Genomic DNA, 12,446 nt, shown 5'->3' on the forward strand with positions numbered 1-12,446 from the left:
CCGCCCGACCCCGCCCGACCCCGCCCGACCCCGCCCGGGCCCCTTCGGGCCCGGGCAACGGCCTTGCTCAGGCCTTGCCTTCGACTTCCGCGGCGAGGTTGGCCAGCAGGGTGTCGTAGATCCGGCCGAGGCCCTTGGGCGCGAAGGTGCGCTCGAAGAAGCCGCCGATGCCGCCGGCGCCGTCCCAGACGGTGGTGACGACGGCCTTGGAGCGGCCCTCGCCGGCCGGGGTGACGACCCAGGTGGTGACCATGGAGGAGTTGCGGTCCTTCTCCACGAGCTGCCCGTCGGTGGGTTCGGTGACCTCGAGCAGGCAGTCGCGCACGCGCTTGCTGGTGGCCTGGAGCTTCCAGTGCACCAGGGTGCCCTCGCCGTCGCCGCCCTCGCGCACCTCGTACTCGCTGAAGTGCTCGGGCAGCAGCTTGCCCCGGGTTCCGCTGTAGTCCGCCAGCGTGTCGAAGACCGTCTCCGCGTCGGCCCCGATGATGCGCTCCGTGGTGGCCTCGACCTGCGCCATACCTGTTCCTCCAGCAGTTGTGTCCGCTCGTCACCGCGAAGCCAACCACCTCGGGCGCGGTGGCCCAAATCCGGGCCGGCCGCCCGCCGCCGCAACCCGGACCCGCACGATCATGGGAACGTTTGTTCTATTCTCTCGGCAGAGCCAGCAAGGGAGGCGCACCATGCGCTGGGAGAACCTGACCGAGGGCCCCACCGGGCCGGCCGCGCTCTTCGGGGCCGGCGCCGTCGTGACCCGCACGATCGACACCCCCGAGTTCCGGGGGATCACCTTCCACGAGGTGCGGGCCCGGTCGATCGTGAACCGGGTGCCCGGCGCCTCGCGCATGCCGTTCGAATGGACCGTCAACCCCTACCGGGGCTGCAGTCACGCGTGCCCGTAGTGCAGTCTCTCACAACGAATGGGGGTGTGCGACCACATGACAAAGCCCCGGTCACAGACCTGACCGGGGCTCAACAGTCAGACGCCAGCGCCAACCGGCAGTAGCTCCCGCGCTTGCTTCATCAGCACTTCGTCGACGAGCAGCCGCTTCCGTCCGGCCTCGTCGGTTTCCGTGCCCGTGATGAAGGTCAGCCGGCCGGTGTAGACCTCAGAGTGCCCGTACATGAACGAGGACCCCTTGTCTCCGTCTGCGCCGCCCCGGTTGTCTACTTCGAGGTGCCAGTCCACATCCTCCAGGAGAAGACTTCCAGGCTTGGCGACCGTGAGGGACGACCACCCGGTGCACAGGATCCAGTTCGCCGGCGACATGGACCCGACCACATGCCGCGCTGCAACGTCCCACCAGTGGATATCAGGCGCCGCGGGGATCGGGATGTAGCCGACCACAGCCGTCGTACCAAAGTGTCCTGTGCTCGTGTACGCCGCTACTCCGTACGTGTCCGGCCACATGTGCAGCATGGGGAACAACATGACTCTGCCGGTCCCTGTGAGCTCTCGTCGTGCCATTGCGCCTCTCCTCACCCATGGGTCAGCCCCGCCCTGGATCCTGCCAGAGCGGGGCCGTGATCACTTTCTAGCTGGGGCTAGTTGTCGCCGCAGCCGGACGACGGGTTGGAGCCGCCTCCGTCGCCGTCCTCGATGTCGGTGTTGTCGGGGTCGCCCTTGACGGTCCACTGCGGTGCCACTCGGTACATGTGCCTGTCCCTATCTCTCGATGGGTGGTGCATGACTGGTGGTGCAACCCACCCCACTTGGGGGCGGGGGCTTACCCGCCCTCGCCGAAGGCGTTGCCCCGCCATAGCGGCTCGGGGTGCTCATTCGACGAGGGCGGAGTCAGGGGGCGGCCGTCAACGCGCGGGATACGTCGACGACCGCTTTTGGGGAGCGGGCAGGGCCCCAACCTCACCTCCGGCGTACCGGTGCTGAAACCCTGCCGCCCCACCGCACGCCCATCGCTCAGCGATCGACGGCGGGTCTGCGTGGGCGCGTGTTGTCACCCTCTATGGCGCCGCGGACGGAATCGGCTACGCCGTAAGCGTGCTCCACCCATTCGGCATCTGCCGCTTCCCTCACACGACGCTCAACCGCGTCGCGCAGTTCCTGGAGAAACATCGCGTCAAACCGGTACCCCGCGGCCATGGTTCACGCCCCATGGGGGTGGCTGCGGATCTCGTGGGACGCCTCCGCCGCACGGGCGGGGTTGTACTCCGGCGACGACTTGTTCATGTACTTCAGTCGCTGCGTGTACAGCGCGGCGCAGATGTCGCACCCCGTCACGGGCTGTGGATTCGGAAGGAGGCGTTCCACCTCTGCCGAAACGGTCGTGCCGGGTTCCATGGACATGACGCACCCCTCACCGCAATCGCGTTGTGACGCTCAGTGGCTGTGCAATCAGCGTGGCACTTGCAGAGCCGCAATGCAACCGTGCGGCTCGGATTTACAAATCTGCATATTCGCGAGGCGAGTTGCGCCGCTCGTGTGGAAGCATGGGGCCGTCGGCCAGAGAGGGAGGGTCCATGGGTGCACCATCGGTACGTGCGCGTCGGTTGGGCGTGGAGCTGTGCTCCCTGCGGGACGCGAAAGGCCTGAAGCAGGACGAGGCGGCCCGTCATATCGGTTGGGACGGGCCACGTCTCTCGCGCCTGGAAGGCGGTCGCGCCGGCATCAAGACCGATCTTCTGGGTGAACTCCTCGATCTCTACGGAGTCGACGACGCGGCAAAGCGGGACGTCCTGACGACCCTGGCTCGGGCAGGAGCGCGCCGGGGATGGTGGCAGACGTACAAGGACATCATCTCGCCGGCGTACGCGGAGCTGATCAGTCTGGAGGCGGACGCGAAGAGCCTGCGCAGCTACCCAGACGCTCCTCGTCCCCGGACTCCTCCAGACGGCCGCTTACGCCCGCGCGTCAATCTCTGCAATCAACATGGGGTCCACCCCTGATCAGGTGAACGCCCTCGTCGAGGTACGGCAGGCACGTCAGTCCGTGCTCTCCCGCCCGGAGCCGCTGGAGGTGTGGGCCATCATCCACGAGGCGGCCCTCCGGTCGTCGACGGCGGACGCGTCGGTTATGGCCGGCCAGTGTCAGCGGCTGCTCGACTTGATGGAGCTGCCGAACGTCTCGATACAGATCATCCCTCTCGACGCCCCACCGCATCCCGGTATGGCGGGTCCGTACACGCTGCTCGGTTTCCCCGAGAGCGCTGACCTTGACGTTGTTCTCGTGGAGCACCTGGCCAGCGCGCTATATGTTGAAGACGCTGCCGACGTGTCGGTGTACGGAACTGCGTTCGAGCACCTGCGGGCGCATGCCCTTCCCTTCGACAAATCGGCCGACCTCACCGCAAGAATCAAGCAGGAGCACAGATGACCATCACGAACGCTTCCGCCCACGGACTGACCTGGGCCAAGTCCAGCTACAGCGACGGGGGGAACAACTGCATCGAGGTTGCCGCGGGCCAGATGGCAGGCGCCACACCCGTTCGCGACTCGAAGGTTCCTGCCGGCCCGGCGGTCGTCTTCGGCGACACGTCGTGGGGCGTCTTCGTCGACGCCGTCAAGGGCGGACAGCTCTAGCACCAGAAACACCCCCAGCGCCCGTCTTCGAGGCTGGAGGCGGGCGCTTCGCTGTGTCCTAAGGGGGACGCATGAGCACGGATGATCACGTGTGGTCGGACCAAGTCGCGTGTATGACTCTCGCGTTTACGGCCGGCATGGACTACTGGGACCAGCCTGACGGCCCATGGGGCGAAGAGGCCAACGCGCGCTACCGGTTAGGTGGCGCCGCCCTGGCGCGCTACGACGAGAGCGCGGCAAGCTGGCTCCGGGAAGCCGTCGACGAGGAGCACCCCGGCGCCGCGTTCCGCATGGCGCTGTGGGCGTTTCGCCAGGACTATCAGGACGTCGGGAAGGTGTGGCTCGTCCGCGCCGCGGACCTAGGCCACGGGGATGCCACGCAACTGCTCGACATGCACGAAGACTGTGAAGCGGCCGGCATCCGCGGGCATCGGCTCGTCGATTTCCTGCTTGCCGCCATTGACGAGGACTGCCAAGATCTTGCCTTTGCGCCGGAGGTGGCTCGACTGCTCGCGCGATCGTAGTGCGGTGCTACTGCTCTGCACCCCATACCTCCGGACCTCCCCCGCGCCACTCGACGAGGGAGGAGAGGGCCGCCCCTTCAGGGTCCAGCTCCAGCCCTGCGCGGCGGAGAAACTCGACGAGGTCCCGCATGGACGTCGCGCGCCCCAGTATGGTCCCGTCGATGCGCACACGCCGGCCGCCCTCGTCGTCGGGCGGGTGGACCACTACGCGCAGGCTCATGCCTCCAGAGTGCGGAGCCCTCCGCGGGCCGCACGCCGTGTGCGCCGTCCGGGTGACGCCCCAGAAACGCAGAAAGCCCCCGCCGGATGTCCGACGGGGGCTCTCGGTGATCAGTCTTCGTCTACTGCGTGCACGTCCATAGCGGTGAGCACAGCGGCCAGCCCCTCGGGGGTGACGTGCTGCTCGTAGACAACCTCTTCCCCCTCGTCGCTGGTGTAGTTGACGGTCAGACGGACGCTGCTCATGCCGTTCCTTTCGGCGATCTATTGGGTCAGCTGCACGCTTCCGCCCGCTTCCGCAAGGCGGGCCACCCACAGGTCGTAGACAGCCTTGTTACGGCTGACACGCGAGGCGCCGTCGACGGCGACCACGGAGGCTACACCGCGTTGCACACGCTCGATCAGCTCGTTAAGGGCCACATCGTTGGCCCCGGCTTCACCGGGTACAAGGATGTCCTCGACCCAGTCGACGATCAGGTGACCGGTCCGCGCAGCCCAACTCTCGATCGCTGCGCGCTGGGCGTCAGACTCCGTCATAACACGAGCGGTATTTACACGTACGTAGCCAATGGCGGGGACCGGGTCGGACACGTGCTCTCCTCGTAGTTCGGTTACGGTTGAAGTTTCTCATCAGGCACTGACAGGCGTGGTCAGCGCTCTAGACGCCGACGGGACGACGGGTGTCGCGGTACCGCTGAGTGCAGGCCTGAAGGTCCACGCGGACCGTTCCGGGCTTCGGCCCGTCGTACTTCCGGATGTGCCCCTGCGCAGCCCATCCGCGCACGGTTTCGACGGCCACGCCCAGCGCGTCAGCAACCTCCGCGTACGTCCGCAGAATGGGCTTCTCCGGCTCTTCCAGGGGCTCCGCGACCACTTCCTCCGGCAGTTCCTCGCGCGGCCCCTCAGCGGGCAACTGCGGCTCCTGCGCGGGCTCTTCCGCCGCCTTGTCGACGTCGTTCCGCTTGCGCGAGTGGATCAGCAGCGACCCCCCGAGGAACGCAAGCACTGGCCACCCGGCGACGATGATTCGGAGTTGCACGGGCGGGTTCGTCAGGTCCAGCACGCCAGCCGTGGCCACGTTGGCGCCGAGGGACGCGGCCAGGGAGAGGACGAACCACAGCCACGGGCCCGGAGCAACTTGCCCGGCCGCACGCGCCGCACGGATCCGCTTCCACGCCATGACGAGCAACAGATCCACGCTGACCGGGTAGGCCCAAGCCTTCCACCCGTTCTGGCCTGCCGCAGCTGCGATGTCGTGGATGTGGCTGAAGGAGATGGCGGCCGCGATGACGGCCTGAATCAGGATCGGGTCAACGTCGCGCAGGCGGCGCAGTTGGGCTCTCATGTCTCCTCGTTCGTGTGCAGGGTTCGTACATGGGTGGAGCCCCTGTCTCCGCAATTGACAGGGGCTCCGGGGGTTGGTCAGCTCCAGCGACGCTCACCGACGCGGGCCCACGCCTCCTCCAGCGTCAGGCGCCCGCGCTCGTCAAGGCGGGTCCCGGTCACGTCGTGAGTGGCGTCGGGGCAGTGCGAGAACAACATGCCCAGGATCTTTTGGGCTGTGTCCGCGTCGCACTCCTGGCACAGGTGCGACGCCGCGCGCTCCCCCTTGGGCTTTGTCGTCAAGACCGCCGGCCGCGTGCAGTAGTCGAGGCCGACGACCTTGTAGCCCTTGAGTACGTGGTGCCCGTCGTCGAACACCACGCGGTTCGGGTCCTCGTAGATGATGCGGGCGTTCTCACAGAGGTTTCCGCGACTGGTCTTCACATTTACCACCCGTTCGTGAGTTCCTTGCGTGACTTCATGGTCGCACAGTTATGGCGTGCGCCACAACATCTAACGGCGACTTCCGTGAGTCGACTTACGGAGCCTCACGCAGCACGGCCACCATGGCGCCCGACGGGAGGGTGACGACGTGGCCCCGGCGGACCGGTGTGGTGTTCCAGCCCCGTTCGCGCGCCTGCCGTAACAGGCGGGAACGAACCTCGTCGTCGACGACGCCAGTGATGCCGCTCTCGAACGTCACGCGGTAGCGCACGGTCGCTCCGGGACGCTCCGGCGGACGGTGATCGGCTCCAGCCGCGGGAGGTAGACCACTCCCCCGTCGACGGTCGGTACGGCGACGTCGCTTGGGCCGGCAAGGCGCGCTTCCTGCGCCGCCATCCACTCCCGACCGTGGCGGGTGAAGACGTCGTGACGGCGGATCATGTGGGCGACGGTGGGGACGTCCTTCAGGATGCTCATTGTCATCACGCCTTCGAGGCCGTGCCGAGCGTGACCGTCATGACGCGAGTCAACTCGACACGCGACTTCCCGGGCATGCAGCGCGCCGCGCTGTCGAATGCCTGCACAGCGTCCGCCTCGTTGTCGAACTCTGTCGTCACGTCGTCGTCCGTTGCGTCAACGCATCGCAGGACGTAGCGCTCTTTGAACTGCATGGTGCCTCCTCAGTGAGTGACTCACGGAATGCGCGGAGCCCCTGCGTCCGCAATTCGCAGGGGCTCCGGGGTGAGGTGTTAGAGCACCTCGTAGGACTGCGACCAGCCCTTCATGACTCGCTCGATCTCCGTCGGGTCCGTGGAGAGGTAGCGGGCCGGCCCGAAATCCTCGCGGAAGCGGAACACCGCGCCCGACGGGGAGACTTCCTCCACCGTCCCCGTCTTGACGAAGTGAACCTTCCCCAGGGAGTTGAAGCGGGTGACGCGAACGCGGGTGCCGGTGGTGATGGTGATGGTGGCGTTCATGGTGTCTCCTCCAGTTCGGGGGCTCCGTGTGAGCTCCTTGCGTGACTCCATAGTGACACAGTTATGGCGTACGCCACAACATCTACCGGTGAGAAATTTGCTCCGCATCCATCAACGCCGCCTGCGTCCAGTCGCGGACCCGCCGCTCGGCGTTGGTCAGCACGTCGTCGCGGGACCGTGCGGCCTCCAGGGTGATCGAGCGGCCGGAGTACCGGCACAGCGCGGTTCCGGGATAGAACGGCTCCGTCAGCCGGCACTGTCCATCGGAGCCGAACGAAGGGAAATGGTTGGCCAGGAAGCCATCGCGCTGCCCTGGCGACGCGCCGCACGGGCAGCTGACAAACCACATGCGCAGACCGTGGGCATAGTGATTCGGAGGAAGAATCAGTGCATCAGAGTCCACAGTGGGCCCCTTAATCAGACCAGGACGACGAGCACGGCCGTCACGAGCACCGCCAGGGCCAGGGCCACGAGGGCGTGAACCCCGGGGTCGTCGGACCACTGAAGCCGGCACCGGCGGACCGACGAGGCCCACACGATGCGCCCTGACGGGGTGCGGACATGGAAGGGCTCCAGCGGATCCGCGTACATGTCGACAGCCGTGAGGCGTCCACGCACGCCGACGTGCCGGCCGTACGGGGTGGAGGTGACCGTCACACGGTCGCCGAGTCGGATGGGGCGAGAGGACATGGCGTGTCCCTTCGGAGATGGGTGGTGCTTCGAGTGCCCCGGGTGAGCTATGACGCTCGTACGGCTGGACCGTCCCGGGGCCGACGTCACTCGGCGTCGTCTGCGTGCTCCTCATGGCGCTTCGACGCTTCGCGCCACGTCAACGCGTGTTGGCGGTAGACCTTTCGGGAGTCGTCGGCCAATACGTGTTCGAGCTCCGCCAAGGTTCGCTCGCGCGCGGTTTCTGCGGCTTCCTCCGCGCGCCACTTGACGATCTCTTCCGGGGTGGCGTCGGTCAGGATGAACGTCTCGGTAATACTTTCGAACACCGCAAGCAGCCCGTTCGGCTGCTTGATGATCTGCTGTCCCATGCTCGTCTCTCCTCAGGCAGATGGGTAATGCGAACCTACCGGGCAGCGCTGTCAGCGTTCGCGTCCGTTAGCGCGACGGACTGCCGCCGAAATAGCGGCCGAAGCTGAGGGACTCCAGTACCGCGTAACGGGACAGCTCGTCGCGGGCGGCGTCGCCGGATAGCTCTACGACGCGAGTGGTCGTCCGCCCCTCCATCGTTATGAACTGCCAGACTCCGGGACGTACCTGAGTGGCGTAGACGCGGGTGTCTGTGGCGTCGCGGCTCTTGTAAATGGGGAAGCGCAGGGTGTCCGTGCGGAGCTGCGCTGCGTGCTCGCGCATCTCGCCGGCCAGAATCGGGTCTTCGACGTAGTTGGCTCGCTGCTCCAGACGATCCGCTTCGGCGTTTTCCATCGCCTTCCCTCTCTGCTCAGTCGGTTTGCTTCGAGTGCCCCGCCGCGGGTTCGAACCGCGCGCCCGCCGGGGGAGGTCGGAGGGCTTGCCTATGCGGGGCGGATAGTTCAAAGGCTCCGGTCAACCAGCCGGAACATCTGCTTGGTAACGATCTCCAGGCGTCCGAAGTGGTATGCCGCCCGTGCCGAGTCTTCGTTCATGTCGTTCACGATCTCCGTGTACCGCTGACGGAGTCGCTCCAGCTCGATGGTGTCCATATCTCCTCCTACGGCCTGCCTCATCAGCGCGGGGAGGCCATCGTTTGCGGACGCCCCGGAGGGCGTTTCGGCGTATCAGTACAGGCTGTGCATGTCACGCACGGGCACCGTGCGGTGCTCGCCCGTCCGGACGTTTCGGAGGAGGTAGCGGTCTCCGACCACGGCGCGGCGGACTTTCCACTCTCGACCGCCAACCACCGAGCGCACGCAGCACACGCGGTTGATGTTGTTCATCAGGTCAACGGTGAACATGGCGTCTCCTCAGGATTCCTGCTTGCATCGAGTGCCCCGGGCGGAAGTCGAATCCGCCAGCCCTTACGGGCCACCATCGGGGCGGGTGGGGCGGAGCGTCAGCGACGGACGCCCGGGATAAGGCTCTGGATGATCCGGCTCGCCTCCGCGTAGTCGTCGAGGCTCGGGCCCGTCTCCTGCGGCTCCTCGCGCTCAGCCTGCTCCCTGTCGGATTTGGCACTGAGGCGCGCCTCGTGCTCGTCGTGCAGCACGCGAATGTACGCCAGTGCCTCACGCTTAGTGGCGCGCTCGCCGTCGGCCGTCATCTCGCCGGGGTGGGTGATCATCCACCGAGGGCCGGCGGGGAAGCCGGTCTCACGCGGGTTTTCGGCCGGGCAGTTGTCGACGCTGTACGTGCCGTGGTTCGTGTGGACCTCGTACCGCCCGGGTCCGATGCGCGTCACCTTCATAGTTGCTGCTCCCTGGTGTTCGAGTCTTCGAGTGCCCCGGGCCGGATTCGATCCGGCACCGTCGCGGCCTGGCCGGGGCGGGTGGTGCTAGCGGGTGGCGCTCCGTGCGTTGTTCTCTCGGAGCAGCAGGCACAGGCCCGGAACTGCCGCGTCGTCGATGTCGACGAACCAGCGGTTCGTGTCAAGGTCGTAGTCCGCGGACTCCAGTGCCGCGCGAGCCTCGTCGTCGATGTCCAGGGTCAGCAGCGTTTCGCGGGCCGCGTGGGTGAAGTTGGGCTTCGGGTTCATGACGTCCTCCCCTGCCGGACCCTCCGTGAGTCCCTGGCGTGGCTCCATAGTGGCACAGTTATGGCGTACGCCACAACCCCCTAGTCTCCGGCCAGGAACGCCGCCATCGCGATCACGTCCGCGGCCGTGTGTTCGGTGCCGGCCAGGAGCTCCTTCGCGCGGGTGACGAGGGCTTCGCGGTCAGCTCCCCGCGGCCGGTCGGCCGGCTCTACCTCCTCCGCCCACGTGACGCCCCCTGAGTCGTCGACGACCCGGAACGGCACCTCGTCGTCTTCGATGTCGATGCTTGTCACGCGCCCTACCCGACCTACATGACTAGCGTCCCAGCTGTCGGAGCGCGTGACCCGAACGCGATTACCGACCTTGATGTCCGCCATCTCAGTTCCCCTCCAGGTACGCGGCGATCCGAAGCCAGTCGGCGACGTCCCCGCCCGGCGCCAGGCGCTTCGCGGCTTCGAGGAGTTCAAGGCGAGCGGCACGCTCGTCGGTGACGGTGGAGGCAGCAACGTCGTCGGCCGGCGGCTCGTTGACGGGTTCCAGGCCGTTGCCGATGTGCTCGTAGTCGAATCCCCAGCTGTCACCCGGTTGGTTACCTGTCGTGGCGAAGTCCCCAAACGGATGATCCAGACTGGTAACGACCAGGACATCACCGACGTTGATGGCCGCGAAGTTCAGATCGGCTTCCGTCACGCGGAGTCGATCGCCCGTCCGGACCGTGATGGGGCTGGCAGGCTTCGCCTCTCCCCCGTCAATCTCGTCGCACAGGGCGATGATCCCGCGGGCAAAAGCCCGCGCCTCAGCGGCGGGGATGGAAGCGTTGGCCTTCTCAACGCTGTCGTTGTAGGCCTCGATGTGGACGCTGGCACCCGCGCGGTAGGCCTTCAGAAAGTCGTTCTCCGCCCAGCGGCATTGCGCGTGGAAGGTCTGGCTCATGTTCTCTCCTCGTGGTTTGCGGAGCTCCGTGAGTCGACTTACGGAGCAGGGTCAGAGCTCGTCGAGGTCGGGCAGCACGTCGGACAGCTCGTCGACGGCGTAGCGCACCTCGTCGCCCCAGAGGGCGGCCTCGTCGGGGCGGACGCCCTGCACGTCGTAGGCGTCGAGGGAGGGGAGTCGGGTCATGGCAGTTCTCCAGTTCAGTGAGTGTCTTACGCAGCGATGCCGTGGGCGTCGGCCACCATGCGGGCACGAAGGGCGGCTTCGGCCCGGTACGGCTGGACGGACCCGGGCTTGATGCCGAGGTGGCCTGCAATCTGGGCGTCGGCCATGGGCTCCATACCGACGCCGTGGAACGCCCGCAGCGCGAACGACTGGCGCGGGGCGATCTGCGTCATGAGCCAGTGGGCCAGGTTGCGCCGCTCCGCCACGTCGGTGAGCTCGTGGGAAGTGTCCGGAATCGTTTCGCCAAGGGTCATGTCGTCCCCGTCGCCGGCGCCGGTCGGGGCGTCAAGGCACTCGACGTTGGCGAGTGCGTCGATGATCCCCATGAACGATTCACGCGACATGCGTCGTGTAGGATTCGCGGCGCTCGTGATGATCATCCACGCGGCCTCGATGTCCCCTTCAGTGGTCCAAAGCAACTGACGCACGCGCAGGACGGTGGACGCGGGGGCCGTCAGGCCGACGGAGTGCCGTACCCACTCTTCCGCCACGCTGCGCCGGATGGAGCGGTAGGCGAACGAGGAGAGCTGTGCGGCGGACGACCCGGTGACGTACGCGTGGACGTGCTGTATCAGCGCCACGCGGGCTTCCTGGAGGAGATTCTCCGCGTCCTCGGGCTTTGCACCCGGGGCCACCGCCCGCACGATCCCGACGAGGACGGGCTCATAGGCGCTGACGATCTGCCACATTGCGTCCTGGTCGCCGGCCTGCGCCGCGTGAATCATCTCGTCCGTGACCGTAACCGTCTGGGTGCTCATGTCGTTCCTCCGTGTGTGAGTGACTGGCGTGATTGGGTTATGGGGGAAAACGAGGCCGATCCAGTACCGGCCTGATGTGACGTGCGTCACTCATGCGACGAGGCGTGCGGGTACGACAAAGCCCCCGCCCCTGACGGGAAACGGGGGCTCCGTGAGTCGACTTACGGACCTAGGCGGTGAGGTCAACCATGGGAATGGCCAGGGCGTCGGCCACCGCAACATCAGCGGTCCCCAGCGGGCAGGCGTCCCACTCGGGGAGCCGGTAGAGGGCCTGCACCGACGCCCAGTTGATGCAGTGCACGGTTACGAGCAGGGCGGCATAGGCGCCGGCCAGTTCAGCCAGCGTTCCACGTTCATCAGGAGTCCGCTGGGGCCCTGTCATGACAATCACTCGCGACCCCCCAAGGGACGAAAGCGGATGCGTCCTCCCCCTCCCAGCGGGAGAGCGCGCGATCCATGGATGCGGAGACGCCGAGCACGTACGCGATTGCCGCGGGCAGATATTCAGCGCCGATCTGGAGTTCTGTCGTCAGCGCCTGACGCGCCGAATCTAGTGCTATGTCCTCCGTCGGGCGGGACGGACCGCTCTTCACAGAGCCTCCGGCCCCGCCCTGGCCCGCCGTCGGGCGTCGTCCCCGGGCGGTCAGCGCGTCGTCGTACGCCGCAGACATCTGGCGCAACTCGTCGACCGCTTCCTGAAGGCGGTTGAGCAGTTGTGCCATCCGATGACCGGTGGCGTGTTCAGGACTGTAGGTCACGCTCTGCGGCCGGGCAATTGCCATGCGACGAGAAGTCGCCGTCCAGTCTGATCCCATTCGCTCCCCTATGT

30 protein-coding genes and 1 pseudogene are annotated in these 12,446 nt (G+C 66.8%); 5 read left to right on the plus strand and 26 right to left on the minus strand.

What is annotated here, in order from left to right; all coding sequences use genetic code 11:
* Nucleotides 1-67: 67 nt before the first annotated feature.
* Entirely contained in the window at nucleotides 68-517 is a 450-nt protein-coding gene (locus tag IH80_RS0121585; protein WP_030962596.1) for an SRPBCC family protein, read from the minus strand.
* Between the two features lie 163 nt (nucleotides 518-680).
* On the opposite strand from IH80_RS0121585, the pseudogene IH80_RS0121590 reads away from it, so the two are divergent.
* Nucleotides 681-893 (plus strand): annotated as a pseudogene (locus IH80_RS0121590) (radical SAM protein); the annotation flags it as partial.
* Between the two features lie 83 nt (nucleotides 894-976).
* On the opposite strand, the gene IH80_RS40965 reads toward IH80_RS0121590, so the two are convergent.
* Both IH80_RS40965 and IH80_RS0121605 read right to left on the minus strand, forming a co-directional pair.
* Nucleotides 977-1,465, minus strand: a complete 489-nt coding sequence (locus IH80_RS40965) for a hypothetical protein (RefSeq protein ID WP_158943546.1) — start codon at nucleotides 1,463-1,465, stop codon at nucleotides 977-979.
* Between the two features lie 636 nt (nucleotides 1,466-2,101).
* A complete protein-coding gene (locus tag IH80_RS0121605) occupies nucleotides 2,102-2,302 on the minus strand; it encodes a hypothetical protein (RefSeq protein WP_051809718.1) in 201 nt (66 codons plus the stop codon).
* 173 nt (nucleotides 2,303-2,475) lie between these two features.
* Here IH80_RS0121605 and IH80_RS42555 point away from each other — a divergent pair, with 173 nt between their 5' ends.
* From IH80_RS42555 to IH80_RS0121620, 4 genes are all read left to right on the plus strand, one after another.
* Nucleotides 2,476-2,901: a helix-turn-helix domain-containing protein gene (locus tag IH80_RS42555; protein ID WP_158943548.1), complete on the plus strand. Its 426-nt coding sequence runs from the start codon at nucleotides 2,476-2,478 to the stop codon at nucleotides 2,899-2,901.
* Nucleotides 2,870-3,328: a DUF5753 domain-containing protein gene (locus IH80_RS42560; protein ID WP_234432339.1), complete on the plus strand. Its 459-nt coding sequence runs from the start codon at nucleotides 2,870-2,872 to the stop codon at nucleotides 3,326-3,328. The genes IH80_RS42555 and IH80_RS42560 overlap by 32 nt, the downstream gene beginning before the upstream one ends.
* On the plus strand, nucleotides 3,325-3,534 hold the full coding sequence (locus IH80_RS0121615; RefSeq protein WP_030962601.1) for a DUF397 domain-containing protein: 210 nt from the start codon (nucleotides 3,325-3,327) through the stop codon (nucleotides 3,532-3,534). Before IH80_RS42560 ends, IH80_RS0121615 begins: the two co-directional genes overlap by 4 nt.
* A gap of 71 nt (nucleotides 3,535-3,605) precedes the next feature.
* A complete protein-coding gene (locus IH80_RS0121620; RefSeq protein WP_030962603.1) occupies nucleotides 3,606-4,058 on the plus strand; it encodes a hypothetical protein in 453 nt (150 codons plus the stop codon).
* Nucleotides 4,059-4,065: 7 nt separating this feature from the next.
* Here IH80_RS0121620 and IH80_RS0121625 read toward each other — a convergent pair whose 3' ends face one another.
* From IH80_RS0121625 to IH80_RS47405, 23 genes are all read right to left on the minus strand, one after another.
* Complete coding sequence (locus tag IH80_RS0121625) at nucleotides 4,066-4,278, minus strand: hypothetical protein (RefSeq protein WP_030962605.1); 213 nt, start codon at nucleotides 4,276-4,278, stop codon at nucleotides 4,066-4,068.
* Nucleotides 4,279-4,388: 110 nt separating this feature from the next.
* Nucleotides 4,389-4,523, minus strand: coding sequence for a hypothetical protein (locus IH80_RS46905; protein WP_267883523.1), 135 nt, complete (start codon nucleotides 4,521-4,523; stop codon nucleotides 4,389-4,391).
* A gap of 18 nt (nucleotides 4,524-4,541) precedes the next feature.
* Nucleotides 4,542-4,868 carry a recombinase family protein gene (locus tag IH80_RS0121635; RefSeq protein WP_030962606.1) on the minus strand — a complete coding sequence of 109 codons (327 nt, stop codon included), beginning with the start codon at nucleotides 4,866-4,868 and terminating at the stop codon, nucleotides 4,542-4,544.
* Between the two features lie 67 nt (nucleotides 4,869-4,935).
* On the minus strand, nucleotides 4,936-5,622 hold the full coding sequence (locus IH80_RS0121640; RefSeq protein WP_051809722.1) for a DUF2637 domain-containing protein: 687 nt from the start codon (nucleotides 5,620-5,622) through the stop codon (nucleotides 4,936-4,938).
* Between the two features lie 77 nt (nucleotides 5,623-5,699).
* Nucleotides 5,700-6,044, minus strand: coding sequence for a hypothetical protein (locus IH80_RS0121645; RefSeq protein ID WP_030962608.1), 345 nt, complete (start codon nucleotides 6,042-6,044; stop codon nucleotides 5,700-5,702).
* 94 nt (nucleotides 6,045-6,138) lie between these two features.
* Nucleotides 6,139-6,303, minus strand: a complete 165-nt coding sequence (locus IH80_RS44840) for a hypothetical protein (RefSeq protein WP_158943552.1) — start codon at nucleotides 6,301-6,303, stop codon at nucleotides 6,139-6,141.
* The gene (locus IH80_RS0121655; protein WP_158943554.1) at nucleotides 6,300-6,521 is read right to left on the minus strand and encodes a hypothetical protein; all 222 of its coding nucleotides are present in this window, start codon (nucleotides 6,519-6,521) and stop codon (nucleotides 6,300-6,302) included. Before IH80_RS0121655 ends, IH80_RS44840 begins: the two co-directional genes overlap by 4 nt.
* A 5-nt stretch (nucleotides 6,522-6,526) precedes the next feature.
* Nucleotides 6,527-6,715 (minus strand): hypothetical protein, encoded by a 189-nt coding sequence (locus IH80_RS0121660; RefSeq protein WP_030962611.1) that lies wholly within the window; start codon nucleotides 6,713-6,715, stop codon nucleotides 6,527-6,529.
* Nucleotides 6,716-6,793: 78 nt separating this feature from the next.
* Nucleotides 6,794-7,021, minus strand: coding sequence for a hypothetical protein (locus IH80_RS0121665; protein ID WP_030962612.1), 228 nt, complete (start codon nucleotides 7,019-7,021; stop codon nucleotides 6,794-6,796).
* Nucleotides 7,022-7,103: 82 nt separating this feature from the next.
* Nucleotides 7,104-7,424, minus strand: a complete 321-nt coding sequence (locus IH80_RS0121670; RefSeq protein ID WP_158943556.1) for a hypothetical protein — start codon at nucleotides 7,422-7,424, stop codon at nucleotides 7,104-7,106.
* A gap of 14 nt (nucleotides 7,425-7,438) precedes the next feature.
* Nucleotides 7,439-7,711, minus strand: coding sequence for a hypothetical protein (locus IH80_RS0121675; protein WP_030962615.1), 273 nt, complete (start codon nucleotides 7,709-7,711; stop codon nucleotides 7,439-7,441).
* An 86-nt stretch (nucleotides 7,712-7,797) separates the two neighbouring features.
* The gene (locus tag IH80_RS0121680) at nucleotides 7,798-8,061 is read right to left on the minus strand and encodes a hypothetical protein (RefSeq protein WP_030962617.1); all 264 of its coding nucleotides are present in this window, start codon (nucleotides 8,059-8,061) and stop codon (nucleotides 7,798-7,800) included.
* 67 nt (nucleotides 8,062-8,128) lie between these two features.
* A complete protein-coding gene (locus IH80_RS0121685) occupies nucleotides 8,129-8,455 on the minus strand; it encodes a hypothetical protein (RefSeq protein ID WP_030962618.1) in 327 nt (108 codons plus the stop codon).
* A gap of 107 nt (nucleotides 8,456-8,562) precedes the next feature.
* Nucleotides 8,563-8,712, minus strand: a complete 150-nt coding sequence (locus IH80_RS44845; protein WP_158943558.1) for a hypothetical protein — start codon at nucleotides 8,710-8,712, stop codon at nucleotides 8,563-8,565.
* Between the two features lie 75 nt (nucleotides 8,713-8,787).
* The gene (locus IH80_RS44850) at nucleotides 8,788-8,964 is read right to left on the minus strand and encodes a hypothetical protein (RefSeq protein WP_158943560.1); all 177 of its coding nucleotides are present in this window, start codon (nucleotides 8,962-8,964) and stop codon (nucleotides 8,788-8,790) included.
* A gap of 98 nt (nucleotides 8,965-9,062) precedes the next feature.
* A complete protein-coding gene (locus IH80_RS0121700) occupies nucleotides 9,063-9,413 on the minus strand; it encodes a hypothetical protein (RefSeq protein ID WP_030962619.1) in 351 nt (116 codons plus the stop codon).
* An 87-nt stretch (nucleotides 9,414-9,500) separates the two neighbouring features.
* Nucleotides 9,501-9,701 (minus strand): hypothetical protein, encoded by a 201-nt coding sequence (locus IH80_RS0121705; RefSeq protein WP_030962620.1) that lies wholly within the window; start codon nucleotides 9,699-9,701, stop codon nucleotides 9,501-9,503.
* A gap of 80 nt (nucleotides 9,702-9,781) precedes the next feature.
* On the minus strand, nucleotides 9,782-9,994 hold the full coding sequence (locus IH80_RS0121710) for a hypothetical protein (protein WP_030962622.1): 213 nt from the start codon (nucleotides 9,992-9,994) through the stop codon (nucleotides 9,782-9,784).
* 85 nt (nucleotides 9,995-10,079) lie between these two features.
* Nucleotides 10,080-10,634 (minus strand): hypothetical protein, encoded by a 555-nt coding sequence (locus IH80_RS0121715; protein WP_030962623.1) that lies wholly within the window; start codon nucleotides 10,632-10,634, stop codon nucleotides 10,080-10,082.
* 51 nt (nucleotides 10,635-10,685) lie between these two features.
* A complete protein-coding gene (locus IH80_RS46910) occupies nucleotides 10,686-10,820 on the minus strand; it encodes a hypothetical protein (protein WP_267883524.1) in 135 nt (44 codons plus the stop codon).
* Nucleotides 10,821-10,846: 26 nt separating this feature from the next.
* Nucleotides 10,847-11,617 (minus strand): sigma factor, encoded by a 771-nt coding sequence (locus IH80_RS0121725; protein WP_051809724.1) that lies wholly within the window; start codon nucleotides 11,615-11,617, stop codon nucleotides 10,847-10,849.
* 169 nt (nucleotides 11,618-11,786) lie between these two features.
* Nucleotides 11,787-11,918: a hypothetical protein gene (locus IH80_RS46915; protein ID WP_267883525.1), complete on the minus strand. Its 132-nt coding sequence runs from the start codon at nucleotides 11,916-11,918 to the stop codon at nucleotides 11,787-11,789.
* A 55-nt stretch (nucleotides 11,919-11,973) separates the two neighbouring features.
* Nucleotides 11,974-12,432 (minus strand): DUF7169 domain-containing protein, encoded by a 459-nt coding sequence (locus tag IH80_RS47405; RefSeq protein ID WP_420708825.1) that lies wholly within the window; start codon nucleotides 12,430-12,432, stop codon nucleotides 11,974-11,976.
* Nucleotides 12,433-12,446 lie beyond the last annotated feature (14 nt).

It is taken from the genome of Streptomyces sp. NRRL S-378 (assembly GCF_000720645.1).
Taxonomy (GTDB): Bacteria; Actinomycetota; Actinomycetes; order Streptomycetales; family Streptomycetaceae; genus Streptomyces.